Annotated in this window: 15 protein-coding genes; 10 read left to right on the top strand and 5 right to left on the bottom strand. The window is 65.8% G+C overall.

The window, feature by feature from the left end:
* The 4 genes from AC1D3B_RS30905 to AC1D3B_RS30890 form a co-directional block, all read left to right on the top strand.
* Nucleotides 1-177, top strand: a 177-nt coding sequence (locus AC1D3B_RS30905; protein ID WP_478194497.1) for an FAD-binding protein, incomplete at its 5' end; no start/stop codon positions are given.
* 97 nt (nt 178-274) lie between these two features.
* Complete coding sequence (locus tag AC1D3B_RS30900; RefSeq protein WP_478194493.1) at nt 275-2,065, top strand: acyl-CoA dehydrogenase; 1,791 nt, start codon at nt 275-277, stop codon at nt 2,063-2,065.
* A gap of 143 nt (nt 2,066-2,208) precedes the next feature.
* Complete coding sequence (locus tag AC1D3B_RS30895) at nt 2,209-3,171, top strand: NAD(P)H-dependent flavin oxidoreductase (RefSeq protein ID WP_478194492.1); 963 nt, start codon at nt 2,209-2,211, stop codon at nt 3,169-3,171.
* A 10-nt stretch (nt 3,172-3,181) separates the two neighbouring features.
* Nucleotides 3,182-4,321, top strand: coding sequence for an acyltransferase family protein (locus AC1D3B_RS30890; protein ID WP_478194496.1), 1,140 nt, complete (start codon nt 3,182-3,184; stop codon nt 4,319-4,321).
* 3 nt (nt 4,322-4,324) lie between these two features.
* On the opposite strand, the gene AC1D3B_RS30885 is transcribed toward AC1D3B_RS30890, so the two are convergent.
* A complete protein-coding gene (locus AC1D3B_RS30885; protein WP_478194491.1) occupies nt 4,325-5,455 on the bottom strand; it encodes a glycosyltransferase family 4 protein in 1,131 nt (376 codons plus the stop codon).
* 188 nt (nt 5,456-5,643) lie between these two features.
* On the opposite strand from AC1D3B_RS30885, the gene cydD reads away from it, so the two are divergent.
* From cydD to cydX, 5 genes are read left to right on the top strand one after another with little or no spacing between them, the layout of a single operon-like run.
* Entirely contained in the window at nt 5,644-7,296 is a 1,653-nt protein-coding gene (gene cydD / locus AC1D3B_RS30880; protein WP_478194490.1) for a thiol reductant ABC exporter subunit CydD, read from the top strand.
* Nucleotides 7,293-8,987, top strand: a complete 1,695-nt coding sequence (gene cydC / locus AC1D3B_RS30875; protein ID WP_478194489.1) for a thiol reductant ABC exporter subunit CydC — start codon at nt 7,293-7,295, stop codon at nt 8,985-8,987. The genes cydD and cydC overlap by 4 nt, the downstream gene beginning before the upstream one ends.
* Nucleotides 8,988-9,023: 36 nt before the next feature.
* Complete coding sequence (locus tag AC1D3B_RS30870) at nt 9,024-10,634, top strand: cytochrome ubiquinol oxidase subunit I (protein WP_478194488.1); 1,611 nt, start codon at nt 9,024-9,026, stop codon at nt 10,632-10,634.
* Between the two features lie 14 nt (nt 10,635-10,648).
* Nucleotides 10,649-11,803, top strand: a complete 1,155-nt coding sequence (gene cydB, locus AC1D3B_RS30865; protein ID WP_478194487.1) for a cytochrome d ubiquinol oxidase subunit II — start codon at nt 10,649-10,651, stop codon at nt 11,801-11,803.
* Between the two features lie 31 nt (nt 11,804-11,834).
* Nucleotides 11,835-11,957, top strand: a complete 123-nt coding sequence (cydX, locus tag AC1D3B_RS30860; protein ID WP_028251315.1) for a cytochrome bd-I oxidase subunit CydX — start codon at nt 11,835-11,837, stop codon at nt 11,955-11,957.
* Nucleotides 11,958-11,960: 3 nt separating this feature from the next.
* On the opposite strand, the gene AC1D3B_RS30855 is transcribed toward cydX, so the two are convergent.
* Together AC1D3B_RS30855 and AC1D3B_RS30850 are read right to left on the bottom strand one after the other, a co-directional pair.
* Complete coding sequence (locus AC1D3B_RS30855) at nt 11,961-12,533, bottom strand: GbsR/MarR family transcriptional regulator (RefSeq protein WP_478194486.1); 573 nt, start codon at nt 12,531-12,533, stop codon at nt 11,961-11,963.
* An 87-nt stretch (nt 12,534-12,620) separates the two neighbouring features.
* On the bottom strand, nt 12,621-13,043 hold the full coding sequence (locus AC1D3B_RS30850) for a cupin domain-containing protein (RefSeq protein ID WP_478194485.1): 423 nt from the start codon (nt 13,041-13,043) through the stop codon (nt 12,621-12,623).
* 97 nt (nt 13,044-13,140) lie between these two features.
* Between AC1D3B_RS30850 and aroC the strand changes: the two genes are divergently transcribed.
* On the top strand, nt 13,141-14,265 hold the full coding sequence (aroC, locus tag AC1D3B_RS30845; RefSeq protein WP_478194484.1) for a chorismate synthase: 1,125 nt from the start codon (nt 13,141-13,143) through the stop codon (nt 14,263-14,265).
* A 99-nt stretch (nt 14,266-14,364) separates the two neighbouring features.
* On the opposite strand, the gene AC1D3B_RS30840 is transcribed toward aroC, so the two are convergent.
* Both AC1D3B_RS30840 and AC1D3B_RS30835 read right to left on the bottom strand, forming a co-directional pair.
* Nucleotides 14,365-15,291 carry a carbohydrate kinase family protein gene (locus tag AC1D3B_RS30840; protein WP_478194483.1) on the bottom strand — a complete coding sequence of 309 codons (927 nt, stop codon included), beginning with the start codon at nt 15,289-15,291 and terminating at the stop codon, nt 14,365-14,367.
* A 14-nt stretch (nt 15,292-15,305) separates the two neighbouring features.
* Entirely contained in the window at nt 15,306-16,244 is a 939-nt protein-coding gene (locus AC1D3B_RS30835; protein ID WP_478194482.1) for an ABC transporter substrate-binding protein, read from the bottom strand.
* Between the last annotated feature and the right edge of the window lie 94 nt (nt 16,245-16,338).

The raw sequence follows: 16,338 nt of genomic DNA, 5'->3' as shown, positions 1-16,338 counted from the left end.
CAGTTGTACATCGCAGCGGGCATCTCGGGCGCGATCCAGCATCTGGCCGGCATGAAGGACTCCAAGGTGATCGTCGCGATCAACAAGGACGAAGAAGCGCCGATCTTCAGCGTGGCCGACTACGGCCTCGTGGCGGACCTGTTCACGGCTGTGCCGGAACTGGTCAAGGCACTCTGAGAAACACCCATTCGATGGTGGAGCAAAGGGGCATCGTTCGCGATGCCCTTTTTTTCGCATCGACTCGCATTCGGCCGAAGGGCCTTAGGAGACACATATGAGCTACATCGCTCCCCTCAAGGACATGCTGTTCGACATCGAGCACCTCGCGAACATCGCGCAGGTGGCACGGATGCCGGGCCTCGAAGAAGCCGGCCTCGAAACGGCGCAGGCCGTGCTCGAAGAGTGCGCGCGCTTCAACCAGGACGTGATCGCGCCGCTCAACGTCGCGGGCGATCGGGATCCGTCCTCGTTCAAGGACGGGAAGGTCACGACCACGCCGGGCTTCAAGGAAGCCTTCGCGCAGTATGTTTCGGGCGGCTGGCAGGGCCTGCAGCATCCGTCGGACTTCGGTGGACAGGGCCTTCCAAAGGTCATCGGCGCCGCTTGCGTCGAGATGTTGAATTCGGCCAACATGAGCTTTGCCCTGTGCCCGCTGCTGACCGATGGCGCAACGGAGGCACTGCTCACGGCCGGCTCCGACGAACTCAAGGCCATCTACCTCGAGAAGCTCGTGAGCGGTGAGTGGACCGGCACGATGAACCTGACCGAACCGCAGGCCGGCAGCGACCTCGCGATGGTGCGCAGCCGCGCCGAGCCCCAGCCCGACGGCACCTACAAGGTGTTCGGCACCAAGATCTTCATCACCTACGGTGAACACGACATGGCCGAGAACATCGTCCATCTGGTGCTCGCCCGCGTGACCGGCGCGCCCGAAGGCGTGAAGGGCATCAGCCTGTTCGTGGTCCCGAAGTTCCTCGTGAACAAGGACGGCTCGCTGGGCGATCGCAACGACGTGCATTGCGTCAGCATCGAGCACAAGCTGGGCATCAAGGCCTCGCCGACTGCGGTGCTGCAATACGGCGACCACGGCGGTGCCGTCGGCTACCTCGTCGGCCAGGAGAACCGCGGCCTCGAATACATGTTCATCATGATGAACTCGGCCCGCTATGCGGTGGGCATGCAGGGCATCGCGATCGCAGAACGTGCCTACCAGCATGCGGTGGGCTACGCCAAGGACCGTGTGCAGAGTCGGCCGGTCGATGGCTCGATCAACGCCAGCGCGCCGATCATCCATCACCCGGACGTGAAGCGCATGCTTATGACGATGCGTGCCTACACCGAAGGCTGCCGCGCGATGGCGACCGTGGCCGCTGCGGCCTATGACGCAGCGCACCATCATCCCGATGCCGACACGCGCAAGCAGAACCAGGCCTTCTACGAGTACCTGGTGCCGCTGGTCAAGGGCTACAGCACCGAGATGAGCCTGGAAGTGGCTTCGCTCGGCGTGCAGGTGCATGGCGGCATGGGCTTCATCGAGGAAACTGGCGCGGCGCAGTACCTGCGCGATGCCAAGATCCTGACGATCTACGAAGGCACGACGGCGATCCAGGCGAACGACCTGGTGGGCCGCAAGACCGCGCGCGACGGGGGCCAGACCGCGAAGGCGATTGCCGCGCAGATCGAGAAGACCGAAGCCGAACTCGCCAAGCGCGACACGCCCGATGCGTTGGCCATGGCCAGGCGCCTGAAGGCGGCGCGCGAAGCCTTCGTCGATGTCGTCGACTTCGTCGCGGGCCAGACCAAGGCTTCGCCCAACGCGGTGTTCGCGGGTAGCGTGCCCTACCTGATGCTCGCGGGCAATGTGGTCGCCGGCTGGCAATTGGCGCGTTCGCTGTTGATCGCGGAGGACCTTGCGAAGGCCGGTACCGACGTGGCCTTCATGAAGGCCAAGATCGCCACCGCGCGCTTCTATGCCGAGCACATCCTGAACAAGGCGCCCGGCCTTCGCGACAGCATCGTCGAAGGCGCCGAGAGCGTCACGGCGCTCGCGCTCGAAGCTTTTTGATCTCGTCCCCAGGCTTGCGCACTTCGTGTGGCCGCCTACCCCCTGCCGGGGGCAACACCTTGCGGCCCGGCAGAGCCGGTTCCGCGGTGTTTCCCGAACAGGGGCCCGTTTTTGATAGTTCATTCACATAGTCCGGAGACCCCATGTCCAAGTTGCCGCCCGTGCTCGCCAACCTGCCGCTGCCCATCATCGGCTCACCGCTTTTCATCATCAGCAATCCGAAGCTCGTGATCGCGCAGTGCAAGGCGGGCGTGGTGGGATCGATGCCCGCACTCAATGCGCGTCCTGCTTCCCAGCTCGAAGACTGGCTCGCGGAAATCACCGAGGAGCTCGCCGCCTACAACAAGGCCAATCCGACGAATCCCGCCGCGCCGTTCGCGATCAACCAGATCGTGCACAAGAGCAACGACCGGCTGGAGCACGATATGGAAATGGTCGTCAAGTACAAGGTGCCGATCGTCATCACCTCCCTCGGCGCGCGTACCGACGTCAACGATGCGGTCCACAGCTATGGCGGCGTGACCTTGCACGACATCATCAACAACAACTTCGCGAAGAAGGCGATCGAGAAGGGCGCCGACGGCATCATCGCCGTCGCGGCGGGTGCCGGCGGCCACGCGGGCGTGAAGAGCCCGTTCGCGCTGGTGCAAGAGCTCCGCCAGTGGTTCGACGGCCCCATCGCGCTGTCGGGCTCCATTGCGACCGGCGGCGCTGTGCTGGCGGCGCAAGCCATGGGCGCTGATTTCGCGTACATCGGCACGGCCTTCATCGCCACCGAGGAAGCGCGCGCGAGCGCGGAGTACAAGCAGGCCATCGTCGACGGCACGTCCGACGACATCGTCTATTCCAATCTCTTCACCGGCGTGCACGGCAACTACCTTGCGCCAAGCATCGTGGCGGCGGGCATGGACCCGGCCAACCTGCCAGAGGGCGACCTGAAGACGATGAACTTCGGCGGCGGCGAAGGCAGCAAGGCCAAGGCCTGGAAAGACATCTGGGGTTCGGGCCAGGGTATCGGCGCCGTGACCGAGGTCGCGACCGCCGCGGCCTATGTCGAGAAGCTCAAGCGCGAATACCAGGAAGCGCGCCGCCGCCTTGCCGTCTGAGCGCATGACCATGGGCACTCGCGTGCCAGCGCCTTCTGGCCGCATGCCGCTGCTCGATGCGGTGAAGGGCATTGCCTGCGCCGTGATCGTCGGGCATCACCTCTCGCGCTACGGGCCGATGCCGGCGGGCGCGTCGTCGCTGGCGCCGGGCTTGTTCGACTGGTTCGCCCAGGATGGGCGGCTGGCGGTGCAGGTGTTTCTGGTGCTGGCCGGATTCCTGGCGGCGGGGAGCCTCGCGCCGGACGGCGTCATGCGCGTCGATCGGCCGCTGGTGCGGGTCTTCCAGCGCTACGGCCGGCTGGTCATGCCCTACCTCGTGGCCCTGATCTTCAGTGTGCTCGTGGCGGCGCTGGTCCGCCCCTGGCTCGACGACGAGGCGGTGCCCGCGCCGCCCGCCATGGCGCAGTTGCTGGCGCACGGGCTACTGCTGCAGGACCTGCTCGGCTACGACGCCTTGTCGACCGGCGTCTGGTACGTGGCGATCGACTTCCAACTCTTCGTGCTGGCGCTCGCAGCGATCGGCTTCTCTGAACTGATGCAGCGGCGCTGGTCCGTGCGGCCGGAGCGATCGCGCTGGCTCCTGGCTGGGCTCGTCCTGTCACTGGTGATCGCCTCGCTCGCCGTGTTCAATCGCCATGCAGAACTCGACACCACCGCGTTCTACTTCTTCGGCTCCTATGGGCTGGGCATGCTGGTCTTCTGGATCGGCCGTGCAACGCGAGCCAGCACGTGGGGATTTGCAGTGGTGTTGCTCGCCCTCCTCGGGGCGGCGGCGCTGGCGCTCGATTGGCGCAGCCGCATTGCGACGGCGCTGGTCACGGCGCTGGGCGTGGCCATCGTGCAGCACCTCGATGGCCTGAAGCCTGCCGCCTGGCCTTCGATGGGCGAGCCACTGGTGCGGCTGGGGCGTATCTCGTATTCGCTCTTCCTCATCCACTTTCCGGTGCTCTTGCTGGTAAGCGCGGTGGTGAGCCGGCTGATGCCCCCCACGCCGTGGATCGACATGCTCGGATTGATGGTGACTTTCGGCCTGTCGATCGCTGCCGCCGTGCTTCTGTACCGTTGGGTCGAATCGCGCCCCGCGACGTGGCGTGCGGTGCTGGGCCTGTTCGCCGGCCTGCTGGCCTGCGGCCTGATCGTCTCGACCTAGGACCTACCGGGGGCGCAGGGCGCCGTCCTGATCCTGGCCGCAAAGCGCCTTCGCATAGTGTTCGGCGAATTGCAGGGCCACCGATTCCCAGTCGTAACGCTTGGCCTTGTGCTGCGCGGCGGCTGCCATGGTCTCGCACCGCGCCGCGTCGAGGCGCGTGATCTCGCGCACCGTGGCGAGATCTTTCGGCCCGTTGTCGAACTCGAGGAAGAAGCCCGTCTCGGATTTGTCGACGAAACCGTTGATGGGTTGGATGTCCCGACAGACGACGATCTTGCCGGCGGCCATGGCCTCGACGATGCCGATGCCGAAGCCCTCGTATTCGCTGCCGGTGATGAAGACGGTGCGCTGCTGCAGTTCCTGCATCAGGGCTGCGTCTTCGATGTAGGGGTGCATCCTGATCGAATCGCCGAGTCCGAGGGCGTCGATCTTCGCCTGCAATGATCCGCCGAGCTTGTCGAAGTCGGGGCCTGCAATCAGAAGATCGATGGCGATGCCGTTGTCCCTCGCCATGGCGACTGTGTCGATGACGGCGTCTATGCGCTTGTTGCGCGACCAGCGGCCCCAGTAGATCCATCGGGTCGGATCGGGCGCGCCGATGCTGCGGCCGCTCGCGAACTTGGAAAAGTTGACGCCGGGCTCGTTCTTCTCGACGTTGTCCGAGAAGGCGCTGAAGTAAGTCATGTCGGAATCGCTGCCCGCCAGGACCTTGCGGTAGTGGCGCAACAGCCGGCGCATCAGGAAGCGCTCGTGCAACTGCTTGAACGCCTGATGCTGCCCCGTGTGGCGGAAGCCGCCATGCGAGCTCATGATGGCGGGGATGTCCCGGCATTGCAGGATCACGTTGCCGGTCAGCAGCATCAGTTGCGGGTCGTGCACGTGCAGCAGGTCGTAGCCGGAGGCCAGGCGGCCCAGCCCGCGCGCGTAGCCCACGAGGCGATTGCCGGTGACGGGCACCCGGTACACGTTGATCCCGTCCATCTCGCTGACTGAAAAGGCCGCGTGGTTGGCCGAGATATGCGCCACGTCCACCTGCGTCCCGCCGCGCGAGATACGCGTCGCGAGTTCGCGCACGAGGGACTCGATACCCCCGATCTCCGGAAAGTACGTCGGCGTGATGGAAAGGATCTTCAATTGGCGTTCTCCGTCGATCGACATGGAAGCTTAGCGCTTGCGTCATGGGGATTAGGCATTCTGGCGGGGGCTTTGCGGCGAAGATCGCTGGCGCTGCGTGACATCTCTTATGATTGGCGAGTTTTCAGTAAATACTGAAATTACACGAATCCAAACAAGTGAACCCACCCGCACCATCGACCGCTCTCTTGCGCTCCCTTGACTCTCCCGGGCTGGGGAGCCTGGTCCAGGGGGTCGCTGCGCTGTTGTGGCTGCCGCAAGCGGCTTTGCTGGCATGGGCCATCCAGCGTCTGGGCGCGGGCGAGGGTATCGCCGCGACCCTGACGCCCGCCGCAGGCATCCTGGTCCTGGGGCTGCTGCGTGCGGCCTGCGAAGCATGGGGCATGCGCCGGGTCTACGTGGCGGCCCGTTCGACGTTGTCCGGATTGCGGGCAAGGGTGGCCGCGGCGCTGGCGGCGAGATCGCCGCTCGACAGCGCGAGGCCTGCATCGGGCCTCGCGGCCAGCGTGATCGCCGAGCAGGCCGAGGCGCTGGTGCCGTACCTGGTGCGCTATGGCCCTGCGCGTTGGCGGGCAATGCTGGTTCCGCTCGTGATCGTGGCCGTGGTCGCGTGCTTGTCATGGGTGGCGGCACTGGTGTTGCTGGTTGCGGCACCGCTGATCCCGATCTTCATGGCCATCATCGGCTGGCGTGCCAAGGCCGCGAGCGAGGCGCAGATGATCGAAGTGGGCGACATGAACGCGTTCCTGCTCGATCGACTTCGCGGGCTGGCGACCTTGCGCTCCCTGGGGGCCGTCGACGCCACCGCCCGGCGCTTGGGCAAAGCCGCCCAGAGCCTGCGTGCACGGACCATGGCGGTGCTCCGGATCGCCTTCCTGTCGTCTGCCGTGCTCGAGTTGTTCTCGGCCCTGGGCGTGGCCATGGTGGCGGCTTTCATCGGCTTCCATCTATTGGGCACCTTCGAATTCGGCACCTGGGGCGTCCGCCTGAGCCTCGGCCAGGGCACGTTCATCCTGCTGCTGGCGCCAGCATTTTTCGAGCCACTGCGCGAGTTGTCGGCGGTGTGGCATGACCGGGCGGCCGGCGAGGCGGCGCTGGAATCGCTCGAACGACTGGTGCGTGGCGGCGTGCCGCTGCCGGGTGCGCAGGCGACGGCATTGCCGCAAGGCCCGGCGAAGGCTGGCGCACCCTCGGTGCGCGTTCATTCATTGCATTTCGCGCACCCTGGCGAGGACGCTTTTCTTGAAGGCTACGACTTGCGCGTGGCCGCGGGCGAGCATGTCGCGCTGATGGGTCCGAGCGGCTCGGGCAAGACGGCGCTTCTGTGCCTGATCGCCGGCCTGGTGCCTGCGCAGCGAGGCGAGATCGCGATCGGCGGCGTGCCGTTGTCGGACCGCACGGTGGTGTCCCTGCGCGCCCGCATGGCATGGATGGGCCAGAGGCCGCATGTGTTTGCCGGTTCCGTGCAGGCGAATGTTGCCCTGGGCCGCGCGGATGTCCACGCGTCGCAGGTCGAAGCCGCGATGCGGTTCGCTGCCCTGGACGATGTGGCACAGGCGCATCCGACCACCGCATTGGGAGAGGGCGGGACGGGTCTTTCCGGCGGCGAGGCCGTTCGGCTGGCGCTGGCACGCATGGCCGCGCATCCCGATGCCGATCTGCTGCTGGTCGACGAGCCGACCGCCCACCTCGACACGCGGACCGCCGAGCGCGTGGCCGACGCGCTGCTCGAACTCGCGCGCGGCAGGACGCTGATCGTGGCCACGCACGATCCTGTCCTCGCCGCGCGAATGAACCGCGTGGTTCGACTGGACGCGGTGCCCGAGGAGGAGGCCGCGTGAAACTCTGGCGCGATCTTCGTCCCGTGGTTCTCCCTTTCCTGGCGGCAGAACCCGGCCGGCTCGCACTGGGCGCGGCCATGGCAGCGCTGACGGTGCTGATGGGCATGGCGCTGCTGGGGCTGTCCGGATGGTTCATCACTGCGACGGCGCTTGCGGGCCTCAACGCGATGACGGCCATGCGCTTCGACGTCTTCATGCCCTCGGCCGGCATCCGGCTGCTCGCATTGGGCCGCACTGCATCGCGCTACGGCGAACGGCTCGTCACGCACGACGCCACTTTCGGCGTGCTGGCCGCGCTGCGCGAGCGGCTCTTTCGCGGATGGGCACGTCCCGACGCTGCGCGCCGGTTGCTGGCTCGGCCGGCACGGCTGCTGTTTCGCCTCACGTCCGACATCGATGCGCTCGAGTCGTTCTATCTGCGAATGCTCGTGCCGGCCGGTGCGGCCTTCGGCGCGGCGATGCTGGCCGGTGTCGTGCTCGGCTTCATGAGTCCCTGGATGGGCCTGGCGCTGGCGCTCTGGCTGGTCGGCACTGGCTGGGGCATCGCACTGTGGATCGCCGCGCGTGCGAGGCCCGCCGCGGTCATGCGTGCGCAAGCGATGGAAGCCTTGCGCGCCCGTGCTGTGGATCTGGTGGCCGGCCAGACGGAGCTGGTCATGGCCGGCAGGATGGACGCACAACAGGCAGCACTCGCCGCAGCAGACCGGCATCTCGCCAAGGCGGACATGAAGCTCAATCGTCTGGAGGTCGGCGCCGGCCTGGCGTATGGGATGGTCGGCACTTTGACGCTGGCCGGCGTGCTGTTGGCTGTGGGAGTGCTCGCAGGCGAGGGCGCGGTGAGCGCACCTGCCGCGGCCCTTGGGGTCCTGATGGCGCTCACCGCCGTCGAACCCTTCGCCGCCTTGCGACGGGGGGCGATCGAAGCCGGCCGCGCGTGGCTGGCCGCGAGACGATTGGCGCCGCAGATGGCGAAGGAGGACACGCGCATTGCCGAGAAGGCCGACTTGCTCGACCAAGGGAGCGCCCTGCACCTGACTGCGGCCACCGTGACCTATCCGGGCTGCCGAATGCCTGCACTGAACGGCGTGTCGCTCGCCTTGTCCGCGGGAGAGCGCGTGGCGCTCGTGGGCCCCAGCGGCGCCGGCAAGTCCACCTTGCTCGCCGCGCTTGCACGCGAACTGCCGTTGCAATCCGGGGACCTTTTCATGCGGCCACACTGCCTGCTGACACAGCGCACGGAACTCTTCCAGGACAGCCTCCGTGACAACCTCCGGCTCGCCGACCCCGAGGCGCACGACACGCTGATCTGGCGCGCGCTGCAAGGGGCAGGTCTCGCCAGCGACGTGAAAGCAATGACCTCGGGCCTCGACACGCGGCTCGGCGAGGGCGGCCTGGGCCTTTCGGGCGGTCAGTCGCGCCGGCTTGCATTGGCGCGTCTGTTGATGCGAGACGTACCCTTTTGGCTGATGGACGAGCCCACCGAAGCGTTGGACACTGCGACCGCGCACGACGTGTTGCGGCGCCTCGAAGTCCAGGCTGCAGGTCGCACTCTTCTCATCGCGACCCACCTGCGGCGCGAGGCCGCGCTGGCGAACCGCCTGGTCTGCATGGAGGAGGGCCGAATCGTGGCCGACCTCCAGCGCGGCACGCCGGCATTCGATGCTGCACTGTGCGCCCTGCGGCCGGACTGAGAAACGAGCGATACGCAAGAACACGAAAGGAACCCCATGGACCTCGACATCGTCGCCCTCTCTCGATTGCAGTTCGCCCTCACGGCGCTGTATCACTTCCTCTTTGTCCCGCTGACCATCGGCCTTTCAGTGGTCCTCGCGATCATGGAGACGGTCTATGTGATGACCGGCCGCACCATCTGGCGCGACATGACCAAGTTCTGGGGTGTGCTCTTCGGCATCAACTTCGCGATGGGTGTCGCGACCGGCATCGTCATGGAGTTCCAGTTCGGCATGAACTGGAGTTACTACAGCCACTACGTGGGCGATGTCTTCGGCGCGCCGCTGGCGATCGAAGGGCTGATGGCCTTCTTCCTCGAAGCGAGCTTTGTCGGGCTGTTCTTCTTCGGCTGGGACAAGTTGTCGAAGGTGGCCCACCTGATCGTCACCTGGCTGGTCGCCATCGGCTCCAACTTCTCGGCGCTGTGGATCCTGATCGCCAATGGCTGGATGCAGAACCCCGTAGGCGCCGCCTTCAATCCGCAGACCTTGCGCATGGAGGTGACGGACTTCTTCGCGGTGCTGACCAATCCGGTGGCGCAGGCCAAGTTCGTGCACACGGTATCGGCCGGCTACACGGTGGCCGCCATCTTCGTGCTCGGCGTCTCGGCGTGGTATGTGCTCAAGGGCCGTCATCTGCAGCTTGCGAAGCGGTCGATGACGGTCGCAGCATCATTCGGTCTGGCTGCCTCCCTGTCCGTGGTGCTGCTGGGCGACGAGAGCGGCTATCTCTCGACCGAACACCAGAAGATGAAGGTCGCTGCGCTGGAAGCGATGTGGAAGACCGAGCCCGCGCCCGCCGCCTTCACGGCCTTCGGCTTTCCCGACCAGCGAACGCGCGAGACCCACTTCGCCGTACACATCCCGATGCTGCTGGGCCTCATCGGCACGCGCTCGCTGACCACCGAGATTCCCGGCATCGACGACCTGGTGCATCGCGCCGAGCTGAACATCCGCGTCGGCATCTCCGCCTACGACGCGTTGCAGCAGATTCGCGAAGCCGGCAGCGAGGACGCGGTTCCGGCGTCGGCCCGCAACATCTTCGAGCAGAACGGCCATGCCCTGGGCTACGCGCTGCTGCTCAAGCGCTACGTGGACGACCCACGCAAGGCAACGCCCGAACAGGTCGCGCAGGCGGCGCAAGATACGGTGCCGGCAGTGACGCCGCTGTACTGGTCCTTCCGCCTCATGGTGGGGCTCGGCATGTTCTTCATCGTGCTCACGGCCACCTTCTTCGTGCTTTCGGCACGACGAAAGCTTGACGCCTATCCGTGGCTCCTCAAGGTGGCGGTGTTCGCCATCCCGTTGCCGTGGCTCGCGGCCGAACTGGGCTGGATCGTGGCCGAGGTCGGCCGTCAGCCGTGGGTGATCGAAGGCGTGCTGCCGACGGCGGTGGCCGTGTCGAACCTGGGCGCGATGACGCTGTTGATCACCATCCTCGGCTTCGTGCTGATCTACACCATCCTCTTCCTTATCGAGATGAAGCTGATGCTCAAGGCGATCCGCAAGGGGCCCAAGGAGCAACCGGTGCCGGCGCCGTCCGTCTACCGCGCCGAAGCCGATCCCGAACTGGCCGCACTCCGGCCCTCGCCTCTGTCCGCCGACTGAACCGGAGCACGACCATGATCCTGCACACACTGCTGTCCTACGAATTCCTGCGTGTCGTCTGGTGGCTGCTGCTCGGCGTGCTGCTGATCGGCTTTGCCGTGACCGACGGCTTCGACCTGGGCACTGGCATGCTGCTGCCCTTTGCCGGGCGCAACGATCTGGAGCGCCGCGTCATCATCAACAGCGTCGGCCCGGTCTGGGAGGGCAACCAGGTCTGGCTGATCCTCGGCGGCGGCGCGATCTTCGCGGCCTGGCCGCAGCTCTACGCCGTCTCGTTCTCGGGCTTCTACCTGGCGATGTTCGCGATCCTTTTCGCACTCATATTGCGACCGGTGGCCTTCAAGTTCAGGGGCAAGCGCGATGACGCGAGCTGGAAGGCGCGCTGGGACATCGCCCTGTTCATCGGCGGCTTCGTGCCTTCGCTGATCTTCGGCGTGGCCATGGGCAATGTGCTCAGGGGCGTGCCGTTTCGATTCGGCACCGACATGCACATCTTCTACGACGGCTCGTTCTTCGGCCTGCTGAATCCCTTCGCCTTGCTGTGCGGACTGGTGTCGGTCGCGATGCTCGTGATGCACGGCAGCGCGTGGCTGCAACTGAAGACGCAGGGGCCCGTCTCCCAACGCGCACGCGCGTATGGAAGCGTGGCTGCGGTCGCGACCGTTGTCCTGTATGCGCTGGCCGGGTTCATGCTCTGGTCTTTCGTGGATGGCTATCGCGTGACGAGCGCCTTGCCCATGGACGGGCCGTCGAACCCGATGCTGAAGACCGCGGAGGTTCACGCGGGTGCCTGGTTCGTCAACTACGCGGCGCATCCGTTGCTCTATGTGGTTCCCGCCCTGGGGCTCGGAGGTGCGCTGATCGCATTGCTGGGGCTGCGCATGCGCGCCGAGATGATGACGCTGCTGGCCAGCGCGCTGAGCATCGCCGGCATCATCCTGAGCGTCGGCGTCTCGATGTTCCCGTTCATCCTGCCGTCGTCGATCGATCCGCGAGCCAGCCTCACGGTGTTCGATTCATCGTCGAGCCACCTGACGCTGTTCATCATGCTCGTCGTGACCGCGATCTTCATCCCGATCATCGTGGCCTACACCAGCTGGGTCTACTACGTGCTGCGAGGCAAGGTGGACGCCGACGCGATCAGCGAAGACCGCGGCCACGCCTACTGATCACTTCAGGAATCAACCAAGGAATTCACTCATGTGGTACTTCGCCTGGATTCTCGGACTGCCTCTTGCCGCCACCTTCGCGGTGCTCAACGCGATGTGGTACGAGCTGATGGAAGATGACGCGATTCGTCGCGACAAACTGAACAAGCCATAGGGGTCAGGCGGCCGGCTTCTTTTCCTTGCCACCGGTCAGGCGATCCTTGAGGTTGAGGACCTTGGTCACGGTGGCGCCCATGCCCATGAGCTGCATGGCGGTTTCGGGCGCCAGGCGCTGCACGTCGTCGAACCACTTCATCAGGCGATCGATCAGGTCGTGCATCTCGCGCATGCGCTGCTGGGCATGGCGTTCCTCGTCGGAGGTGGGCTCTTCGAGCAGCGCCATCCGCAGCATCGAGAGCGTGGGCTCGATCTCGCGGCGGCGCCTTTCCTCGGCCAGCACGCGAAAGATTTCCCACACGTCGGCGGGCGCCTCGAAATACTCGCGACGGTCGCCTGGGTGGTGGCGCAGGCGCACCAGCCGCCACGCCTGGAGCTCCTTCAGGCCCATGCTCACATTCGAGCGAGAAAACTCCAGCGACTCGGCAATCTCGTCGGCATTGAGCGCGCGCTCCGAGAGGAAGATCAGCGCGTAGATCTGGCCGACGGTGCGGTTGATGCCCCACTTGCTGCCCATTTCTCCGAAATGGGCGACGAACTGGCGATTGAGGGGGGGAAGGGGCTGGGCGGGCATCCTCGGATTTTGACCCAGGCCCGGTCAACGGGCTTCTTCACGCACGCGAACGCATGTCCCTTCCGGGTGGCAGGACCCGCTTTCAGCCTATTTCCACGGTGTTGGCGCGGGGACTTCGCACGCCGGCTCCACATCGACACTCTTGAAGTCCGCCGGGGAAACGATTTCCAGGTACTCCATGTCCGGCGAGTAGTCGAACAGGTAGTGCCGGATGCCGGGACGCTGGTGCACCACGTCCCCGGCCTCGACCAGCGTTTCCTTGTCTTCGTACATGAAGCGGGCCCAGCCCTTCACCATGATGACGATCTGGAAGTCCGCCTCGTGGCGGTGCCAACCGGTGCCCGTTTCCGGTGCCATGTTGGCCTTGACGAGGTGCGCGATCACCTTGCCGTTGGTCGCCTCGGCGATGCCCAGGTCTCGGTACAGGAAGAAATCGCGCAACCCGCCAGAGACGTAGTCGGTGTCGCCGGGTTTGATGTGGGAGAACTTCGTATCGGTACGGTCCAGCATTTGCGCGCTCCTCGAAGGTTTCAAAAGGGGATGTTGCGCCGCAGCACGCATAAACCATTCCAGATTGCGGACACGTCCCTCAACGATAATCGCCCGCATGAGCGGCAACACCTTCGGCACCCTTTTCGCGGTCACCAACTTCGGCGAATCGCATGGCCCCGCGATCGGCTGCGTCATCGACGGCTGCCCGCCCGGGATGGCGCTCAGCGAAGCCGATATCCAGGGCGATCTCGATCGCCGCCGCCCCGGCACCAGCCGCCACGTGACCCAGCGCAACGAACCCGATGCGGTGCAGATCCTCAGCGGCGTCTACGAAGGCAAGACCACCGGCACGCCGATCGCGCTGCTGATCCAGAACACCGACCAGCGCAGCAAGGACTACGGCCAGATCGCGCAGCAGTTCCGACCCGGCCACGCCGACTTCACCTACTTCAAGAAATACGGCATTCGCGATCCGCGCGGCGGCGGCAGGTCGTCGGCGCGGCTGACGGCGCCGATGGTGGCCGCCGGCGCGGTTGCAAAGAAGTGGCTGTCCGAGAGGTACGGCACCGTATTCCGTGGCTGCATGGCGCAGATCGGCGACATCGTGATCCCGTTCGAGAGTTGGGACCACGTGCCGAACAACCCCTTCTTCGCGCCCGTTTCCGATGTCTCGCAGCTCGAGGCTTACATGGACGCGCTGCGCAAGGCCGGCGACTCCTGCGGCGCGCGCATTCGCGTGACCGCGTCGAACGTGCCCGTCGGCCTCGGCGAGCCGCTGTTCGACAAGATGGACTCCGACATCGCCTGGGCGATGATGGGCATCAACGCGGTCAAGGGCGTGGAGATCGGCGCCGGCTTCGCGAGCGTCACGCAGCGGGGCACCACGCATGGCGATTCGATCACCCCGGAGGGCTTCTTGACCAACAACTCGGGCGGCGTGCTGGGCGGTATCAGTACCGGGCAGGACCTCGAAGTGAGCATCGCGATCAAGCCCACCAGTTCGATCATCAGCCCGCGCCAGTCCATCGACGTCAACAACCAGCCGGTCGAGGTCGTGACCAAGGGTCGCCACGATCCCTGCGTCGGCATCCGCGCGACGCCGATTGCCGAGGCGATGCTGGCGCTGGTCGTGATGGAGCACGCGTTGCGCAATCGCGCACAGTGCGGCGATGTGAACGAGCGGCATGAACAGCCGTCTTCCGGCGCCGAATCTTCGTCGCCCCAGGCGTCCTTCCTCTAGTGCCGGGGCCCCGCAAGGGGCGGGTGGCCGGGTGGATTCAATCGGATTGACCTCGGCTTGAGCGGCGGCTAGCGTGTGAATCCTTTGCTGTCCACGATTTCAGCCAAGCTCATCTCGCCGCGGCATGTCCGCGCCGCGGCGCGAACAGGTGATGGCGGCGGCGCGTGCAGCGAAGCGGAGAAGGGCGTCGAGGGATGCGCCATCCAGAGCCGAGAGCGCATCGGGCGTGAGCGCGTCATGCTCGTCCAGCCATGTCAGCAGGGCCGCGTGGAAGGTGTCGCCCGCGCCGACGGTGTCGACCACTTTGGTCTCGGGCGATGGCGCGTCGGCCTGGGCATTTCGCGTCCATGCGCTCGCGCCATGTCGACCGCGCGTCACCGCCACCAGGGAAGCGCCCTGCGTGAGCCAGCGGGCCGCAACCTGCTCCGGCGTTTCGGACGGATAGAGCAGGCCCAGGTCTTCGTCGCTCACCTTCACCAGGTGCGCGTTCGACACCATCTCCTCGACCACCGAGCGCCAGTGAACGAGATCGGGCTCGACGTTGAGACGCACGTTCGGATCGTAGGCAATCAGCCGTCGCTCACGCTCGCGTTTGGCCAGGCCGCGCAGGGCGCTCCCGACCGGCTCGACCACCAGCGCATAGGAGCCGAACTGCAGCACGCGCGTGGCCGGCGGCAACGCGGGCAGCGTGTCGAGCGTGATTTGCCTGTCGGCCGCGCCGTTGCCGTGGAAGGCGTAGCGCGGCACGCCGCTGGCATCGACGCTCACGACGCTGAGCGTGGTCGGCGCGTCGCTGCGGAAGATCAGCGAGGTGTCGACGCCTTCCGCTCGGAGCGAGGCCAGCAGCCGCTCGCCCAGCGCGTCGGTCGACAGGCCAGTCAGGAAAGCCGCCGGCCGCGCCAGTCGCGCAAGCCCTTGCGCCACATTGAGCGGCGAGCCGCCGATGCGCGCGTCGAGCGTCATGCCGGTGGGCGTCGACTCGCCCATGTAGACATCCATCAGCGCTTCGCCACATACCACGAACATGGTCGGTCCCCGGCTCAGCGCGGCGCTTGCCAGCCCTTGTAGTCCTTGACGTTCGCGCGCGTGATCAGCGTCGACGGCAACAGCGTCATCTGCGACTCGGGCTTCTTGCCGTTGAGGATGTCGTGTCCGATTTCCACCGCCTTCTGCGCGATCATGAACGGGTCCTGGCTGGCCGACGCCTGCACCTGGGTATCGCCCTTGAGCGCTGTCTCGATGTCCGGTGCGCCGTCGACGGAGGTGATGACGATGTTCTTGCGGTTGAGTTGCTTGGCCGCGAGGTCGGCGCCGATGGCCTGCGGGTCGTTGATGGCAAAGACGGCATCGACCTTCGGGAAGCGCGTGAGATGGTTCTGCATCACGTTGAGTCCGCCCTCGCGTGAACCCTTCGCGTCCTGGTCGTCCGAGAGGACCTTGATGTCGGGGCTCTTCTTGAGCACCGTCTTGCAGCCGTTGACCCGGTCGATCACCGCCGACACCTGCGGTCCGTTCTGGATGATCACGTTGCCCTTGCCACCGAGCTTCTCGACGATGAATTGGCAGGCGATCTCACCAGCCTGCACGTTGTTGGTCTGCACGGTCGCATCCGAGCCGTTGGCTGCCACATCGACGCCGATGACGACGATGCCGGCTTTCTTCGCCTTGACCAGCGCGGGTTCGATGGCCTTGGCGTCCACGGCGTTGACGAGGATGAGGTCGGCCCCGGCCGAGATGAAGCCGTCGATCTGCGAGAACTGCTTGTTCAGGTCGTAGTCGGCCGACAGGGCCGTCACCTTGACGGCCGGGTTGTATTGCTTGGCCTTTGCCTCGGCGCCCTTGGCGAGCGAGACGAAGAAGGGATTGCCCATCGAGCCGAGCGTGATGCCCACGTTCTTGAATTCCTTCTGCTGGGCATGGGCCACAGGCATCGCGAAGGCGGCGGCAATGGCCGCGAGGGCAAAGAGTTTGTTGCGCATGAGAGTCTCCTGGGGTTGGTGGTTGAAATGCTCAAAGAGTGGAGTCGGAAATTCGGGAAACACCGCGGAACCGGCTCCGCCGGCCCGCAGGTGT

The organism is Variovorax sp. P5_A3, assembly GCF_056400665.1.
The sequence above is the reverse complement of the archived record's forward strand: the minus strand, read 5'-3'. Positions and strand labels throughout refer to the sequence as shown.

Coding starts and splice junctions, on each gene's coding strand:
- AC1D3B_RS30900 (WP_478194493.1), top strand. CDS start 275: ATGAGCTACATCGCTCCCCTCAAGGACATGCTGTTCGACATCGAGCAC.
- AC1D3B_RS30895 (WP_478194492.1), top strand. CDS start 2,209: ATGTCCAAGTTGCCGCCCGTGCTCGCCAACCTGCCGCTGCCCATCATC.
- AC1D3B_RS30890 (WP_478194496.1), top strand. CDS start 3,182: ATGGGCACTCGCGTGCCAGCGCCTTCTGGCCGCATGCCGCTGCTCGAT.
- AC1D3B_RS30870 (WP_478194488.1), top strand. CDS start 9,024: ATGGACCTCGACATCGTCGCCCTCTCTCGATTGCAGTTCGCCCTCACG.
- cydB (WP_478194487.1), top strand. CDS start 10,649: ATGATCCTGCACACACTGCTGTCCTACGAATTCCTGCGTGTCGTCTGG.
- cydX (WP_028251315.1), top strand. CDS start 11,835: ATGTGGTACTTCGCCTGGATTCTCGGACTGCCTCTTGCCGCCACCTTC.
- AC1D3B_RS30855 (WP_478194486.1), bottom strand. CDS start 12,533: ATGCCCGCCCAGCCCCTTCCCCCCCTCAATCGCCAGTTCGTCGCCCAT.
- AC1D3B_RS30850 (WP_478194485.1), bottom strand. CDS start 13,043: ATGCTGGACCGTACCGATACGAAGTTCTCCCACATCAAACCCGGCGAC.
- aroC (WP_478194484.1), top strand. CDS start 13,141: ATGAGCGGCAACACCTTCGGCACCCTTTTCGCGGTCACCAACTTCGGC.
- AC1D3B_RS30840 (WP_478194483.1), bottom strand. CDS start 15,291: ATGTTCGTGGTATGTGGCGAAGCGCTGATGGATGTCTACATGGGCGAG.
- AC1D3B_RS30835 (WP_478194482.1), bottom strand. CDS start 16,244: ATGCGCAACAAACTCTTTGCCCTCGCGGCCATTGCCGCCGCCTTCGCG.